Annotated in this window: 11 protein-coding genes and 1 pseudogene; 4 read left to right on the top strand and 8 right to left on the bottom strand. The window is 71.1% G+C overall.

Annotated elements, in window-relative coordinates:
• The 3 genes from SSMG_RS30395 to kynU form a co-directional block, all read right to left on the bottom strand.
• On the bottom strand, window positions 1-1,938 hold a 1,938-nt coding region (locus SSMG_RS30395), incomplete at its 3' end, for a nitrate- and nitrite sensing domain-containing protein (protein WP_009082432.1).
• A 346-nt stretch (window positions 1,939-2,284) separates the two neighbouring features.
• Window positions 2,285-2,575: a hypothetical protein gene (locus SSMG_RS30400; protein ID WP_050788319.1), complete on the bottom strand. Its 291-nt coding sequence runs from the start codon at window positions 2,573-2,575 to the stop codon at window positions 2,285-2,287.
• Window positions 2,576-2,809: 234 nt separating this feature from the next.
• Entirely contained in the window at window positions 2,810-4,000 is a 1,191-nt protein-coding gene (gene kynU / locus SSMG_RS30405) for a kynureninase (protein WP_037715336.1), read from the bottom strand.
• 145 nt (window positions 4,001-4,145) lie between these two features.
• Between kynU and SSMG_RS30410 the strand changes: the two genes are divergently transcribed.
• Window positions 4,146-5,969, top strand: a complete 1,824-nt coding sequence (locus tag SSMG_RS30410) for a long-chain fatty acid--CoA ligase (protein WP_009082436.1) — start codon at window positions 4,146-4,148, stop codon at window positions 5,967-5,969.
• Between the two features lie 47 nt (window positions 5,970-6,016).
• On the opposite strand, the gene SSMG_RS30415 is transcribed toward SSMG_RS30410, so the two are convergent.
• The 4 genes and pseudogenes from SSMG_RS30415 to SSMG_RS30435 form a co-directional block, all read right to left on the bottom strand.
• Window positions 6,017-6,295, bottom strand: a complete 279-nt coding sequence (locus tag SSMG_RS30415) for an HPr family phosphocarrier protein (RefSeq protein WP_086024915.1) — start codon at window positions 6,293-6,295, stop codon at window positions 6,017-6,019.
• Between the two features lie 10 nt (window positions 6,296-6,305).
• A pseudogene (locus SSMG_RS30420) lies at window positions 6,306-8,220 on the bottom strand (fructose-specific PTS transporter subunit EIIC).
• Window positions 8,217-9,161 (bottom strand): 1-phosphofructokinase, encoded by a 945-nt coding sequence (gene pfkB, locus SSMG_RS30430; RefSeq protein ID WP_009082444.1) that lies wholly within the window; start codon window positions 9,159-9,161, stop codon window positions 8,217-8,219. The pseudogene SSMG_RS30420 and the gene pfkB overlap by 4 nt, the downstream one beginning before the upstream one ends.
• Window positions 9,158-9,919, bottom strand: a complete 762-nt coding sequence (locus SSMG_RS30435) for a DeoR/GlpR family DNA-binding transcription regulator (RefSeq protein ID WP_009082446.1) — start codon at window positions 9,917-9,919, stop codon at window positions 9,158-9,160. The genes pfkB and SSMG_RS30435 overlap by 4 nt, the downstream gene beginning before the upstream one ends.
• A gap of 103 nt (window positions 9,920-10,022) precedes the next feature.
• Here SSMG_RS30435 and SSMG_RS30440 point away from each other — a divergent pair, with 103 nt between their 5' ends.
• Entirely contained in the window at window positions 10,023-11,597 is a 1,575-nt protein-coding gene (locus tag SSMG_RS30440; protein WP_037715339.1) for a phosphoenolpyruvate--protein phosphotransferase, read from the top strand.
• Window positions 11,598-11,604: 7 nt separating this feature from the next.
• Here the strand turns inward: SSMG_RS30440 and SSMG_RS30445 are convergent, their stop codons facing one another.
• Window positions 11,605-12,501, bottom strand: a complete 897-nt coding sequence (locus SSMG_RS30445) for an SDR family NAD(P)-dependent oxidoreductase (protein WP_037715341.1) — start codon at window positions 12,499-12,501, stop codon at window positions 11,605-11,607.
• 352 nt (window positions 12,502-12,853) lie between these two features.
• Between SSMG_RS30445 and SSMG_RS30450 the strand changes: the two genes are divergently transcribed.
• On the top strand, window positions 12,854-14,062 hold the full coding sequence (locus SSMG_RS30450) for an MFS transporter (RefSeq protein ID WP_037715343.1): 1,209 nt from the start codon (window positions 12,854-12,856) through the stop codon (window positions 14,060-14,062).
• A gap of 477 nt (window positions 14,063-14,539) precedes the next feature.
• A complete protein-coding gene (locus SSMG_RS30455; RefSeq protein WP_009082453.1) occupies window positions 14,540-15,904 on the top strand; it encodes a GGDEF domain-containing protein in 1,365 nt (454 codons plus the stop codon).
• Window positions 15,905-16,315: the final 411 nt, after the last annotated feature.

Raw genomic sequence — 16,315 nt, forward strand, 5'->3', positions numbered from 1 at the left:
CGGCGCGAGCAAATCCTTGCGCACCAACACGATCGCCCGGGTCCCGCCGTACGCGGAGTCGCGCAGGTGCACCGAGATCCCGTGCCGCGACGCCAGCCGCGCGACCACGAACAGGCCCAGCCGCGGTTCGTCGGACAACGCCATGATCCCGAAGTCCGGCGGGTCGGCGAGCATCGCGTTGAACTCGTCGGCCTGCTCCGGCTCGATGCCCAGCCCCTGGTCCTCGACCTCGATCACGACGCCCTTGCCGACCACGTTGCCGCGCAGTTCGACGCGCGATTCCGGCGGCGAGAACGACGTCGCGTTGTCGATCAGCTCGGCGAGCAGGTGCACGAGGTCGCCGACGACCGGCCCGCGCACGGCGACCTCCGGCAGCTTCGCCGTCTTCACCCGCGCGAAGTGCTCGGTTTCCGCCGCCGCGCCGCGGACGAGTTCCACCAGCGACACCGGATTGCGCCACTGCCGTCCGGGCTGGCCGCCGCCGAGGATGATCAGGTTCTCCGCGTTGCGCCGGGCGCGGGTGGAGAGGTGGTCGAGGCGGAACAGCGTGTCGAGCTGGTCCGGGTCCTCCTGCTTGCGCTCGGCGGCGTCCAGCACCTTCAGCTGCCGGTGCACGATGACCTGGCTGCGGTGCGCGATGTTGAGGAACACCGCCTTCGTGCCTTGCCGGGTCTTGGCCTCTTCGACCGCGGCGGCGAGCGCGGACTGCTGCGCGAGGTTGAACGCCTCGGCCACCTCGCCGATCTCGTCCGTGCCGTGGTCGAGCAGGTGCCCGCCCTCGTCGAGGTCCACCGGTTCGCCCGCGCGCACGCGGCCGACGAGTTCCGGCAGCCGCACCTCGGCCGCGTCGAGGGTGTCCTCGCGCAGCCGGGCGAGCCGGGCGATGAAGCGGTTCGACAGCCGCAGCGCGACCAGCACCACGGCGAGCGCGAAGAGCACCGCCGCCGCGCCCGCGATGATCGAGTTCCGCAGCGTGTCGTCCGCGTCGGCGATCGCCGCGTTGGTCGCGTGCGCGCTCTGCGCGGCGAACATCGTCATCAGCGTGGTGGCGACCTGTTTGGCGTCGGTCCGCCACTGCTCCAGCGGCACCGGAAGCTGTTTCGCGCCGGACAGCAAGGCGTTCTCGACCTGCGTCACGGTCGTCCACGCGGGACTCGAGACGAGCTTGTCGTAGTTCGCCCGCACCTCAGGCACCATCTGCGGCACCGACTGTTCGAGCTGGGCGTGATACGCGCCGATCTGGCCGAGGTACGCGCGCTGCTCGTCGCCGGACAACCCGCCCGAGGCGAGCCCGGCCGCCGCCAAGGCGTCGCTGCGCTGCATTTCCTCGGCCGCGTTGAAAATCGGGATCGCGGACAGCCGGGCGAAGGCGTTGTCCGCGCCGCGCGCGCCCTGCGCGAGACCGGCGACGCCCTGGGTGAACTGGTCGATGATCTGGTTGTAGAAGGAAAACACCTCGAGCCGCGGCACCTGTCCGGAGTCGACCTGCTGGCGCAGCTGCGGCAGTTTCGCTTCCAGCGCGGCGAACGTGGCGATGTTCTGCTTGACGCTCGCGGGCACGTTCGAGTCGGTGGCGAAGTTGCCCTCCAGCACCGAGGTGATCTGCGCGGCGGACGCGTCGGTCTTCGGCCGGACGGCCAGCAGCGCGGCGCGCGCGGCGTCCTGTCCGGCGAGCACGCTCATCGACAGCTGCCGTTCCTGTTCCGCGGCGAGCAGGAACGGAATGCCGGGGCCTTCCGAACCGCGAATCTTCTGCGCGTAACTCCGCGCCTGCGTCGCGTCGAAAATCAGGTATCCGGCGAGCGCGATACCCACCAGCAGCAGCGCGGCACTCGGAATCAACGCGATCGCGAGCACGCGAGAACGAATAGACGACCCGCGGCCGTTTCGCCCGGAATTCTGCTTCACCGTGATCCGTTTTCCTTCCGGCCCTGCCATGGTATTCGGGTCCTCGGTGTTTTCCTCGCACCGGTCCGACCAGCCGGATCACAGTTCACCGTGGTCTGCGTTGCCCGCGACGACGGTAAGCAACCTTCACGGGCGAGTCAAGTCCGGACCCGGGTTGCCGTCATCCTCTTGTTACCTGCTAGTAACCCGCTGTGGTGCTTGGAAAACTGATCACCACCGGACGTGACCTTGATCGCACCGGCGCGCTCGCTGCCCGCCGGGCAGCCGCGCGTGAGGTCCGTCACGACCGCGAGCGCGCGAAAACTCACGGGAAACTCATGCGCATTTCCGCAACGGCGGCGGAATCGAACGGAAAACCGAGACCGATTTCCGGAATTCAGCGCCGGACGCCATTCGGCGGCCGGTGCGGGGAAAGCCGCGGACCGGCCGCGGATCCGGTTTCCTCCGGACCGGCCGGGCGGTCGCGGCGGAGCAGATCGTGCAGCATCTCCCGGCACGCCCACGCCAGCACGGCCACGGACGCGACCAGCACCGCCACCAGCGCCGATTCGACCGGATAACGGGCGACCAGCCCGCCGAAACGCGCGAGCACGAACCCGACGGCCACGCCGACGAGCAGGGTCACGACATACGAAAGCGGCACTTCCCGACCGCGGCTCTCGATCATTTCGGCCCCTTCCGCCCCGGATTCGCGAGGCGGGCGCCGCCTCCCCGATCGGCTCCGGTCCGCGAAAAAACAGGCACCGAGCATACCCGCCGGGCAGCGCGCGGCGCGCCCGTCGATCACCCAAAGGGGCGAGCCGGACACCGATTGTTCACCCAGGACCCGCGAATCCGGACCGTTCCGCGCGAACCCGAGCGGATTCGCGCGGACCTCGCGGCGACATCGCGCGAATTCTTTTCAGCGCACCTCGCGCAGCACGGTCACCGCCCGCAGCACCTCGGCGTAAGTCGTGTACAGCGGGGCCAGCCCGAAGCGCAGCACGTCCGGCGGCCGGAAATCGCCGAGCACCCCGCGTTCGTGCAGCGCGTTCATCGTCTGCTGGCCGCCCGCGTCGCGCACCGAAACCTGGTGTCCCCGCGTGTGCTCGCGCGGGGTCGGAATGTCGGCTCCGGGCAGCAGTTCGTCCGCGCACCGGAAAAAGAAATCGCCCAGCGCCAAGCCTTTCGCCCGCAGCACGGAAAGGTCGACGTCGTCCCAGACGTCCAGCGCGGCGTCGAGCGCCAGCATCGACAGGATGTCCGGCGTGCCGGCGCGGGCGCGCGCGATCCCCGCGCTGCCGCGGTACCCCGGTTCCATGCCGAACGGATCCGCGTGCCCGGCCCATCCGGCGAGCGGCTGATCGAATTCCGCCTGATGGCGTTGTGCCACATAGACGAACGCGGGCGAACCCGGTCCGCCGTTCAGGAATTTGTACGTACAACCCACCGCGAAGTCGACGCCGCACGCGTCCAGCCGAACCGGAATCGCGCCGACGCTGTGGCAGAGGTCCCACACCGCGAGCGCGCCGGCCGCGTGCACGGCTTCGGTGACCGACGGCATGTCGTGCAGCCGCCCGCTGACGTAGTCGACGTGGTTCACGAGCACCGCGGCGGTCCGCTCGCTCACCGCGCCGGGCAGTTCCGCCACCGGCACGCGCCGCACGGTGTGCCCGGTGAGCCGGGCCGCCTGGTCGGCGACATAGCCGTCGGTCGGGAAGGTTCCCGCGTCGACCAGCAGCTCGTCGCGACCAGGGTTCGCCCGCACCGCCGCGACGAGCACTTTGAACAGGTCCACGCTCGTCGAATCCGCCACCACGACCTGCCCGGCCGCGGCCCCGACCAGCGGCGCGATCCGCTCCCCGACCCGCTGCGGGGCTTCCCACCAGCCCTCGGTCCACGACCGGATCAGCCGCCGCCCCCACTGCTGCCGGATCACCTGGCTCACCCGCTCGGCGACGTGTTTCGGCGGCGCGCCAAGGGAATTCCCGTCGAAGTACGCGACTTCCGGGTCAAGGTCGAACTCCGCGCGTTTCGCGGCGAGCGGGTCGGCGGCATCGAGCGCGGCCGCCTCGTCGGCAAGGCTTTCGCTGCGCACAGCGGATTCGGTCATCGACGCTCCTCGAAACTCCGGTTCTCCCCTCAGCTAACCGGACGACGGCGGTCTTATCGAGACCCAGGCTGGCCGGGATTCTCTATCTGCCGCCGCTTCGACGACCTACAGTGGCCTGACCAGGCACCACCGGAGGAGGTCAGCGTTGACCCAGTCGATCGCCGAACAGGCCGAGGGCCAAACCATCCCGCTGCTGCTGCGGCGCAACGCCGTCGAGCACGGCGACCGGCCCGCGCTCACCTCGCTCGATCTCGAGGGCCGTCCGACGCTCACCTGGAGCGAGTTCCGGACCGCGATCGCCGAGGTGTCGCGGGGGCTCGCCGGGCTCGGCCTCGCCGCGGGCGACCGGATGCTGATCATGGCTCCCAGCTCGCCGGACCACCTCGTCGCCGACCTCGCCGCCGTGCACCTGGCGGCCATCCCGTGCACGGCGTACGCGACGCTCAGCCCGGACCAGATCCGCTACGTCGCCCGGCACAGCGCCGCGCCGGTCGTCGTCCTCGCCGGCGCCGACGAGGTGTCCCGCTGGCGGCAGGTGCTCGACGACCTGCCCGCGCTGCGCCGCGTGGCGGTGATGGACGAATCCGCGATCCCGGACGGCGACGACCGGTTCGTCTCCTTCTCCGCGGTGCGCGAAGCCGGCCGAGCCGCGCTCGCCGCCGACCCCGAGGCGTTCGACCGCGCGTGGCAGGCGATCCGCCCGGACGACCCGCTCGCGATGATCTACACGTCCGGCACCACCGGCGATCCCAAGGGCGTCGTGCTTTCCCACCGCAACGCGATCCACGAGAGCATCGCGGTGCACTCGCTGCACCACGTCCCGATGCACTCCACGAACATCGCGTACCTGCCGCTGGCGCACATCGCCGAGCGCGCGCTGTCGATCTACATCCCGATCGTCGCCGCGGGCCACGTGCACACCGTCGGCAATCCGTCCGACGTGGTCACCGCCCTCGGCCAGGTGCATCCGCAGAGCTTCTTCGGCGTGCCGCGGGTGTGGGAGAAGATGGTGGCGAGCCTGAAGAACATGCTCGCCGGCCTGCCCGAGGACCGGCGCGAGGCGCTCGTCTCGGCGAACGAACTCCTGCAAGAGGGCTACAAACTCCGCAGCGCGGGCAAGGAGGTGCCCGCCGATCTCGCCGAGCGCATCGCGAAGACCGACGAGACCGTGCTCGCGCCGGTGCGCGCGCTGCTCGGGTTCGACAACCTGTACATCGCCTCCAGCGGCGCGGCCGCTCTGCCACTGGAAGTGCTGTACTTCATCGCCGGGTTGGGCGTCGAGATCCGCGAGGTCTGGGGCCTGTCCGAAACCACCGGCGCGGCGACCGCGAACAGCGCCGACGCGTTCCGCGCGGGCACCGTCGGACGTCCGATCGACGGCGTCGAGGTGAAGACCGGCGAGGACGGCGAACTGCTGGTCCGAGGTCCGATCGTGTTCCTCGGCTACCTGCAGGCGGACGGCACGATCGAATCGGCCACCGACGCCGACGGCTGGTTCGCGACCGGCGACATCGGCACGATCGACGACGACGGCTACGTCACGATCACCGACCGCAAGAAGGAACTGATCATCACCTCGAGCGGCAAGAACATCGCGCCGACCCGGATCGAGGGCTTGCTGAAGGAGCACCCGCTGATCGGCCAGGCAGTCGCGATCGGCGACGGGCGGCCGTACGTGACCGCGCTGATCGTGCTCGACGACGAGATCGCGCCCGGCTGGGCCGCGGCGAACGGCGTCGAAGCGGACGGGATCGACGCGCTCGCCGCGCACGAGGCGGTCCAGGCGGAGATCGCCCGCGCCGTCGAATCAGCCAACAGCAGGCTGGCACGCGCGGAGCAGATCAAGAAGTACCAGGTGCTCACCACCGCGTGGACACCCGAAACCGGCGAGCTGACCCCGACGCTCAAGCTCAAGCGCCGGGTGATCAACGACCGCTACCGCCCCGACATCGCCTCGCTCTACGCGTGAAAACGGTGCGGCCGGGACAACCCCGGCCGCACCGTCTCCCCGACAGCTCAGGCGTCCAGATCCTTGGCGATCAACTCGACCAGCACATCGACCGACTCCCGGGCCTGGTCGCCGTCCGCGCTGAGTTCGACCTCGTCGCCGTGCGCGGCGCCGAGCGTCATGAGGCTCAGCACGCTGCCCGCGTCGACCGGGTCGCCTGCCGCGCCTCCGGAAACCTTGGCGATGCGGACCTTCGCGGGCTGGGCGGCGGCGGCCTGCGCGACCAGCCCGGCCGGACGGGCGTGCAGCCCCACGCTGCTGGCGACGACGATGCGGCGTTGGTACACGAGAGCCTCCTCAGGCATTGACCGGATGGGCGGAAACGGCGGCGGCCGACTCCGCGGAACGGAACCGCAGCTGCTTGAGCAGGACCACCGAAGCGGCGGCGACCAGCGTCCCGGCGACGAGCGCGACCAGGAACAGCAGCGGGTTCCCGATCAGCGGAACCACGAAGATCCCGCCGTGCGGCGCGCGCAGCGTCGCGCCGAAAGCCATCGACAGCGCTCCGGTGACGGCCGAACCGGCCATGATCGACGGGATCACCCGGAACGGATCCGCCGCGGCGAACGGGATCGCGCCCTCGGTGATGAACGAGGCGCCCAGCAGCCACGCGGCCCGGCCGTTCTCGCGCTCGGCGGCGGTGAACAGCTTCTTCCGCACGGTGGAGGCGAGCGCGAGGGCGAGCGGCGGCACCATTCCGGCGGCCATCACCGCGGCCATGATCTGCAGCGAACCGGCACTGCCGGTGGTCAGGCCGCCGACGGCGAACGCGTACGCGGCCTTGTTGACCGGACCGCCCATGTCGAACGCCATCATCAGGCCGAGCAGCGCGCCCAGCAGCACCGCGCTGGTTCCGCTCAGGCTGTTCAGCCAGTGGGTGAGACCGGTCGTCGCGATCGCGATCGGCTTGCCGACCACGACGTACATCAGCACGCCGACCACCACGGTCCCGAGCAGCGGGTAGACGACCACCGGCATGATCCCGCGCATCGCCTTGGGCACGCGGATCTTCTTGAGCCCCAGCACGACGCCGCCGGCGAACAGCCCGGCCACCAGGCCGCCGAGGAAGCCGGCCCCGATGGCGACCGAGATCGCGCCGCCGACGAAACCGGGCGCGATGGCGGGCCGGTCGGCCATCGCGAACGCGATGAACCCGGCGAGCACCGGCACCAGGAACTGGAACGCGACGCTGCCGATCTGGAACATCAGCGCGGCCCAGCCGGCGAGCGAACCGGCGTCGAAGTGCTCGGTGACCTTGGGCGCGTTGGCGATCTGGTACCCGCCGAGCGCGAAGCTCACCGCGATCAGCAGGCCGCCCGCCGCGACGAACGGGATGAGGTAGCTGACGCCGGTCATCAGCCACTGCCGGATCCGCGAGCCGAGCCGGTCGTGCTCGCCGACCTTGGTGGTCAGCTCCGGTTCCGCGGCGGCGGCGGGTGGGGCGGCGGGCGGTTCCGCGGCGGCCGCTTTCGCCCGTTCGAAGAGCCCGGCCGCGTCGTTGATCGCGGCCTTCACCGGGGCTTCGACGATCGGCTTGCCCGCGAAGCGTTCCCGGCCCTGCACGGCGAGGTCGGCGGCGAAGATGACCGCGTCGGCCTCGGCGATGTCCGCCGCGGACAGCGGTTCGGAACCGGCCGAGCCCTGCGTTTCGACCACGATCGTGTCGCCGTTGGCCTTCGCGGTCTGCTCCAGCGATTCGGCGGCCATGTACGTGTGCGCGATGCCGGTGGGGCACGCGGTGATGGCGACGAACTTCATGTCAGGACACCTCTTCGCGGATGTAGGTCGCGACCGCGGCGGGATCGGTTCCGTCCAGCAGCGTCTGCTTGAACTCCGCGCGGACGAGCCGGCGGGCCAGCGCGGCCAGCACCTTCAGGTGCGCGGAGTCCGCGCCGTCCGGCGCGGCGATGAGGAAGATCAGCTTCGCCGGACCGTCCGGCGCGCCGAAGTCGATGCCGCCGGCGCTGCGGCCGAAGGCGAGCGTCGGCGCGGTGACGGCGGCGCTGCGGCAGTGCGGGATGCCGATGCCGCCCTCCAGCCCGGTGGCCATCTGCTCCTCGCGGGCGGCGACGTCCTTGAGGAACAGCTCGAGGTCGGTCACCCGCCCGGCGGACACGAGCCGTCCCGCGAGCGCGCGGACCGCGGCGTTCTTGTCCGCGGCGGCGAGCTCGAGGTCGACCAGGTCGGCGGTGATCAGGTCTGATGTGGTCATGCTGCGGCTCCGCTGAGGGTGAGGGTGGGATCGGCGGCGAGCAGGCGCACCTGGTCCGGGTGCACGTCCTGCGGGGCGGGCATGCGGCTGCCCTCCTGCGCGACCGCGGCGGTGCCGTAGGCGACCGCGGCGCGCAGGGCTTGGGGGCCGGTTCCTCCCGCGTGGAGGAATCCGGCGAGTGCGGCGTCTCCGGCGCCGACGGTGCTGCGCACGGCGACCAGCGGGCCGAGCGCGTGCCTGGTCTCGGCGCGGTCGACCAGCACGGCACCGCGCGCGCCGAGGCTGACCAGCACCGCTCCGACACCGTCGGCGACCAGGCCGCGGCACACCTCGACCACGTCGCCGAGCTGCGGCAGCGGCCGCCCGGCCAGCTCGGCCAGCTCGTCGAGATTCGGCTTGATCAGGTCGGGCCCGGCGGCGAGCGCGGCGGCCAGCGGCGCCCCGGAGGAGTCGACGGCGACCTTCGCCCCGGCGTCGCGGGCCAGTTTGCCGAGCTGCGCGTAGAAATCATCCGGCACCCCGGCGGGCACGCTGCCGCAGCACACGACCCATTCGGCGCGGGCGGCGAGTTCGACGGTGCGCTGCTGCAACACGGCCAGCTCGGCGGGGGAGATCTCCGGGCCGGGTTCGTTGATCTTGGTGGTCGTGCCGTCGGCTTCGACCAGGGTGATGTTGCTGCGCGTGGTGCCCGCGATCGGCACCGCGACCACCGGCACGCCTTCCGGCGCGAGCAGATCGGCTAGCCGCTCGCCGACCGAACCTCCGGCCGGAAGCAACGCCACGGTCGGCGACCCGGCGGCGGCGAGTGCGCGGGAGACGTTAACGCCCTTGCCCCCGGGGTCGAGCCGCACTCGGGAAGCACGCAGCACCTCGCCGCGCCGAAGCTCGCTGAGCTGAGCGGTCCGGTCCAGGCTCGGGTTGGGGGTGACGGTGACGATCATGCGAGCACCACTTCCGGACCCGCCTCTTCCAGCTCCGCGACCGCACCCGCATCGATCCCGCCGTCGGTGATCAGCACGTCGATCTCCGACAACCGCGCGAACCGGCTCAGCTGATCCGCCCCGTACTTGCTGTGGTCGGCAAGCAGAACCCGGCGACGAGCCGCGGCCACGAGCGCGGACTTCACCCCGGCCTCTTCGAGATCCGGCGTCGTGCAACCGTGCTCGGCGGAAAACCCGTTCGCGCCAAGGAAAGCGACATCGGCCAGCAGCCCGTCGAGCGCGTGCAGCGACGCGGAGCCGACCGTGGCGAGCGTTGTCCCGCGGACCCGGCCGCCGAGGATTTGCAGGGTGATTCCCGGGCGGGTGGCCAGGATCGACGCGATCGAAATCGAGTTCGTGATGACCGTCAGGTCGCGATCGGCCGGGAGCAGCGTCGCCAGGCGGCTGGTCGTGGTGCCCGCGTCGAGCAGCACCGAACCGCGGTCGGGGACCTGGTCGAGCGCGGCGCGGGCGATCGCGTCCTTTTCCGCGGCGTTGGTCTGGTCCCGCTGCGCGACCTCGGGCTCGAAGTCGAGCCGGTCCACCGCGACCGCGCCGCCGTAGACCCGGCGGACGACACCCTGGCGTTCGAGGACGCCCAGGTCGCGGCGGATGGTTTCGGGCGCGACGCCCAGTTCCGCGGCGAGGTCGCCCACGTCGACCCGTCCGTCTCGGCGTGCCCGCTGTGCGAGGAGCTGATGCCGTTCGGCGGCGTACATGCCCGTTCCTCTCCGCTGTTTGCCCGTTGTCATTTGATTGTGCCCGTTGTTACCGTACTGTCAATCCCCAGTTACAAGATCCTTTGCTCCCGGAGGTCTCGCCATGTCGTTGTCCGGAGTCGGAGTCAGCCCCGGCCAAGCCCAGGGCCCGCGGGTCGTCGTAGCCACTGACCTGCGGAAACCCGAGAATCAGCCGGTGCCCGCGGACCTGGCCGGGGAAGCGGGCCGGATCGGTCCGGCGGCGGCCCGGGTCGCTGCCCGGTTGTCCGATCGTGCCCGTTCCGTGTCCGGTGATGCCCGATCGGTGCTGGAAACGACCGCGGCGATGGCGGCGGATCCGGCGCTGCTCGCGTCCGCCGAACAGCTCGTCCGGGAGCAGTCGCTGCCCGCGCCGCGCGCGGTCTGGGACGCGGCCGCGAAGTTCATGGCGGCACTCGAAGCCGCGGGCGGCTACCTGGCCGAACGCGCCCGCGACGTCGCCGACGTCCGGGACCGGATCGTCGCGGACCTGCTCGGAGTGGCCCCGCCGGGCGTGCCCGACCTGACGTCGCCGAGCGTGCTCGTCGCGCGCGACCTCGCCCCGGCCGACACCGCCGGTCTCGACCCGGAACTGGTCCTCGCGCTGGTGACCGAAGAGGGCGGACCGACCAGCCACACCGCGATTCTCGCGCGGGCCTTGGGAATTCCGGCCGTGGTCGCGTGCTCCGGAGTGCTCGCCGCGGACAGTCCGGGCCTCGCCGTGGACGGTTCCGCCGGCACGGTTTCGCCCTCCGACGGCAGTGTGCGCGCCGCGAGCCGGAAGCCGCGCGCGGAATGGGACGGGGTCGGCGCGCTGGCCGACGGGCATCCGGTGAAGCTGCTCGCGAACGTCGGCTCGGCCGCGGACTCCCGCGCCGCGGCCGACGCGGGCGCGGAGGGAATCGGCTTGTTCCGCACGGAATTCTGCTACCTGGCGGCGGCGGAAGAACCGTCCGTGGACGCCCAGCGCGCGGCCTACGCGGCGGTGCTGGCGCCCTTTGCCGGGAAGCCGGTGATCGTCCGGACGCTCGACGCCGGTTCGGACAAACCGCTGGCGTTCCTGGACATGGGCGACGAACCGAATCCGGCGCTGGGCGTGCGCGGGGTCCGCGTCGCGTTCGACCGGCCGGAACTGCTGGACCGGCAGCTGACCGCGATCGCCGGGGCCGCCGCCGACACCGGGGCCGAGCTTTCCGTGATGGCCCCGATGATCGCGACCGCCGCCGAGGCGCGCTGGTTCGCCGAACGGGCGCGGGCGGCCGGGATCGCCCGCGCCGGCGTGATGATCGAGGTGCCGGCGGCGGCGTTGTGCGCCAAGGAAATCCTGGCCGAGGTCGACTTCGTCTCGCTGGGCACGAACGACCTGACGCAGTACGTCTTCGCCGCCGACCGGCAGCTCGGCGCGGTCGCCGCGCTCAACGACCCGAACCAGACCGCATTGCTGCGCCTGGCCGGGATGGTCGCCGAGGCAGGGGCCGCCGCCGGGAAACCGGTCGGCGTGTGCGGGGAAGCCGCCGCCGACCCGGGACTGGCCCCGGTGCTGGCCGGACTCGGGGTGACCAGTCTGTCGATGAACTCGGCCGCCCTCGCCGCCGTCGGCGCGACCCTGCGCACGGTCGACCTGCCCGCCTGCCGCGAAGCCGCCGCCAAGGCCCGCTGACTCCGGGTCACGACGCCCGGATCGAGTTCTCCGTCCACTTGCGCAGCCGCGGCGGCACGCGCTTCTCCAGTCCGTAGTTCTCCAGGTGGGCGGAGAACACCTCGTCGAACGCCTCCTGCACGGTCTCGGTGTCCCAGTCCGGACGCTCGAGGATCGGCTGCTTCAAGTACGGCTGCCCCATCACGTGCAGCTGCGGGCCGTTGCACCGGATCATCTGCCCGGTGATCCCGTGCGAGCCCTCGCCGAGGAGGAACAGCACGAGCGGCGCGATCTTCGCCGGCGTGCGTTCCGGCGGGCAGGCCCGCAGCGCGCGTTCGGATTTCCAGACCATCCGGGTGTGCGCCACCGGGCACACCGCGTTCACCCGGATCCCCGAGTCCTCGAGGTCCAGCGCCCACGAATAGGTCAGAGACGCCACCGCGCCCTTGCTCGCCGAGTACACCCCGAGCTTGCGCTGCCCGAGCGACGCGCCGGAGGAGATGTTCACGATCGACCCGCCGCCGCCCGCGCCGACCATCGCCCGGATCGCGGCCAGCCCGGTGTACATCACGCCGAGCACGTTCACCTCGACCAGCTGGCGGGCCTGCTCCGCGTCGTCCTCCCAGGGCAGCGCCTCGTAGTTGAGCCCCGCGTTGTTGACCAGGCCGTCGATCCGGCCGAACTCGGCGACGCACTGGTCGACGATCGCCTGCGCCTGCGCCGGATCGGCCACGCTGTGCCCGTTCGCGACCGCGCGCCCGCCGTGACCCCGGATGGTCTCGGCGGTGCGCTCGGCGAGGTCGGCGTCCACGTCGTTGACCACCACCGCGCCGCCCGCCCGCGCGACGTGCACGGCGAACGCCTCGCCGAGCCCGCGCCCGGCCCCGGTCACGACCACGGCCCTGTCCTGCAACAGTCTGTCCACGCTCACTCCCCGCTGGTGCGCCCGGCGCGAGGACGACCGCTCCGCCGGGTCTCTCCCAGTGTTGGACCGTTCGGCCCAGTCGTACCGGACGGTGACGACGAACGGTGGTCGCGCTGCGCCGAACGAGGAAAGCTGATCAGTGCCACGGATACCCTGCGGCAGGTCACTCCGAACGGCTCCGCGTTCCGGCCACCGGATTCTTCCCGACTGTTCACCCTGGTGTGATCGGCGGCATACTGAACGTGCATGCCCTGGCCGGAGTAGTGACACTCCTGGCCAGGAGCGCATCAGGCGAAGGCACAATGCGGGACGCCCGCATTCACTCGATCGGGGAGGGGGCAGTGGTCATCTCGTGACGACCGAAGCGACCTCTCGGCTTACGGCACCGCTGCGGAATGTCGAATATCGCGTGCTCTGGGCGGCGGAGGCCATCTCGAGCGCGGGCGACCAGCTGGCGAAGGTGGCGTTGTCCATCCTCGTCTACCACCGCACCGGTTCCGCGCTCTGGGCTGCCGTCGTCTACGCGCTGACCTTCCTGCCCGCGCTCGCCGGCGGGCTCGGGCTGTCCTTCCTCGCCGACCGCTACCCGCGTCGCGCCGTGCTGAGCGTGAGCGCCGCGGCACAGGCGGTGCTGGTCGGGCTGATGAGCCTGCCCGGGATGCCGCTGCCCGCGCTGTGCCTGCTGCTCGTGGCGGTGCAGCTGGCCGCGTCACCGGCGAACGCGGCGCAGAACGCGATCACCCGCGAGGTGTTCACCGACGACCATCTGTACCTGCGCAGCCAGGACCTGCGCGGGATCACGACCAACACGGTGCAGCTGCTCGGCCTGGCCGGCGGCGGCGTGCTGGTGACGGCCGTGGGCACGTCGTGGGCGCTGGCGATCGACGCGGTGAGCTTCGCGGTGGCGTCGGTGATCGTGCGGGTGTGGGTGCGCGACCGGCCCGCCGCCGGGGGCGAGCACAGCACCTGGTTCTCCGCGACGCGCTGGGTGTTCGGGCAGCGCAAACTGCGCGTGCTGATCGCGCTGTCGTGGCTCGTGGGGCTGGCCGTCGTGCCCGAAGGGCTGGCCGCGCCGCTGGCCCAGCAGCTGAACGCGCCGTCCGCGGCGGTCGGCTGGTTGCTCGCCGCCGACCCGCTCGGCTTCGTCGCCGGGGCCTATCTGCTGTCGAAATTCGCGTCCGCCGCGGTCCGGCAGCGGCTGCTCGGCGTGCTGGCGACGGCTTCGCTCGCCATGCTCGCGCTGTTCCTGCTGCGGCCGAACCTGGTGGTCGCGCTGGTGCTGCTCGCGCTCGCCGGTGCGATGGGCGCCTACATCATCACCGTGACCGCGACATTCTCCACCTGGGTGCCGAACGAACTGCGCGGCGGAGCCGGCGGTCTCTACCGCACGGGGCTGCGCGTCGCGCAGGGCATCGGGGTGGCTCTCGGCGGGGTGGTCGCACAGGCGACCGGCTCCGCCGTCACCGCCATCGCGCTGGCCGGGCTGGCCGGCGTGGCGCTGGCGATCCCCACCGCGTTCTCGTGGACCCGGGTGCGGCACGCGGTCGCGGCCGGGGCCTGATCGGGGGGGGTGCGGGATGGATCCGGGAGGGAACTGTGGCCGGGGTCGAGGCACCGGCCGAATGGGTCCGGATACGCCGGACGGGAAGTCGTTTCACGCTTCACGGTCACGCACGGAACACACCTCCGTTCGCATTGTCACGAATCCGCTGTCGATCGGTCACGGAACTCACGCTTCACGGTCACGCACAGCTGTCCACCTCCGCTCGCTGACAATTCATCGGAAAATGACAACAGCTCGATTCACGCTTCGCGGTCGCGCACGGGAAAACACCTCACTCGGGGGGACGGCGGGGACTCTCCTCCGCAATTTACTTCATGGATGGAGCAGTTGTCGCGGAAGGCGTCTCCGGGTTCGGAGACTACGACCGAATACAGCGTTCGAAGTCGGTGAGTGAGATGATACCGGCAACTGATAACGACGCAGAACCGGGAACCTTCCGGGAACCGCATCCGACACCGGAGGAGGCACGGCCCGATGCCCGGAACCGATCCGGCGCGCGGTGAGGCCCGCGGCCCCGGGGAGGAACCGCCCGCCGCGACGGGCTTCGCGGGACGGCTGCGTGCCGTGTTCGCCGCGAACCCCGTTTCCTCGTGGGATCTCTGGACCAAACCGCGCCGGATGATCGCGTTCCTGCTCGCCTGGGACGCGATCGCGGCGGCGCTGCTGACCTTCGGCGTGATCGCGTCGCCGAGCCCGGATCTCGTGGACTGGGGCCGGTTCGCGATCCTCGCCGGCTGCGCGACGGTGCACATCCAGCTCACCCGGCGGCAGGAGGAACGGCGGCGCAACCGGGTCACCGCCGTCCACATCGACCTGACCGGCATCTGGGTGTTCCCGGCCGCGCTGCTGCTGCCGATCCCGCTGACGCTGCTGCTGATCGCGCTCCTGCGCGTCCAGCGGTGGTTCAACTCCCGGCGACCGCCGCACAAGTTCGTGTTCACCTCGTTCACGCATGCGGTGTCGGCACTGCTGGCGCACCACCTGTACCAGACTTTCGCGTCCGCCGAACTGGCCCGGCTTTCGCCCGCGAACTCGTTGCAGGTCTTCGGGATCCTGATGCTCGTCGGCTTCAGCTACGCGGCGCTGCAGGCGATCGTGATCGGCGGCCTGCTCGCGCTCGGCGGCACGTCCGCGCCCACCCTGCGCAACGTCTTGGGCACCAAGGACGACAACCTGCTGGAGCTGTCGACGATCAGCCTCGGGACCATCGCGACGATCCTGCTCGTGAACATCCCGCCGGCGATCGTGATCCTCGTGCTGATCACGGTGCTGGGCAACCGGCTGGCGGAAATCAACCAACTGCAGTCCGAAGCGCGCACTGATCCGAAGACCGGGATCTTCAACGTGCGCGGGTGGTCGGAGTCCGCGGAACGCGCGCTCGCGCGGGCCGCGCGCGGCGGGGAAACCCTGGCGCTGCTGATGATCGACCTCGACCACTTCAAGTGGATCAACGACACGTACGGCCATCCGGCGGGGGACGACGTGCTCCGCACGGTGGCGCAAACTCTCGACGAGATAACGCGTCCCAAGGACATCATCGGGCGCTTCGGCGGCGAGGAGTTCCTCATCCTGCTGCCCGATGTGGACACGACGGCGGCGAAGGTGACCGCGGAACGGATCCGTACCGCGATCGCCGATCAGCGCATCGTGACGACCGACAAACGCGGCGGTTCCGCATTGATCACCGGCCGCACCGCGTCGATCGGGGTCGCATTGCTCGGGGTGAACGGAACGGCACTGGAACAGTTGCTGCAAGCCGCCGACGCGGCCGTCTACACCGCGAAGGAAGGCGGCCGGAACCAGGTGCGCTTCGCGGACGCGAATCTGCCGTCCGAGTGATCCACAATTCCGATCACCGGCACTGTTCGCGATTAATCGCGAAACCGATTCAGCAACTGTCCGCGACGGCCCGCGCCCCGTTCCGCCGCCGGATTGAGCCGCCGGGTTAATTGTCGGCCGGGGCGCTAACCGCACCGGCCGGTTTTTCGAGCCGGATCGGAACCGCCGGGATTGCCGAACCCGGATGGCGCAGGACCGGGAATCCGGCCCCGGCACCCCGGACTCGACCGCCGCTCCCCGGACTCAGCTGCCGCGCTCCGTCGCTCTCCGTTCATGCGCGAGCGAACCCCGCCGCGAGGCGGTCTCGCACGCCGCGCAGGACCCGCGTGACGCTCCTGCCTCACCCGCCGCTCTGCCCACTCCGCCCCGCCACTCCGCCCCGTCGTTCAGCCCCGCCACTCCGCCCCGCCG

The sequence above is a fragment of the Streptomyces sp. AA4 genome, from assembly GCF_000158875.1.
Classification (GTDB): Bacteria; Actinomycetota; Actinomycetes; order Mycobacteriales; family Pseudonocardiaceae; genus Amycolatopsis.

Bases quoted from the DNA above. Each gene is read 5' to 3' on its own strand.
- SSMG_RS30440 (WP_037715339.1), top strand. From the start codon at position 10,023: ATGTCGTTGTCCGGAGTCGGAGTCAGCCCCGGCCAAGCCCAGGGCCCG.
- pfkB (WP_009082444.1), bottom strand. From the start codon at position 9,161: ATGATCGTCACCGTCACCCCCAACCCGAGCCTGGACCGGACCGCTCAG.
- kynU (WP_037715336.1), bottom strand. From the start codon at position 4,000: ATGACCGAATCCGCTGTGCGCAGCGAAAGCCTTGCCGACGAGGCGGCC.
- SSMG_RS30455 (WP_009082453.1), top strand. From the start codon at position 14,540: ATGCCCGGAACCGATCCGGCGCGCGGTGAGGCCCGCGGCCCCGGGGAG.
- SSMG_RS30435 (WP_009082446.1), bottom strand. From the start codon at position 9,919: ATGTACGCCGCCGAACGGCATCAGCTCCTCGCACAGCGGGCACGCCGA.
- SSMG_RS30400 (WP_050788319.1), bottom strand. From the start codon at position 2,575: ATGATCGAGAGCCGCGGTCGGGAAGTGCCGCTTTCGTATGTCGTGACC.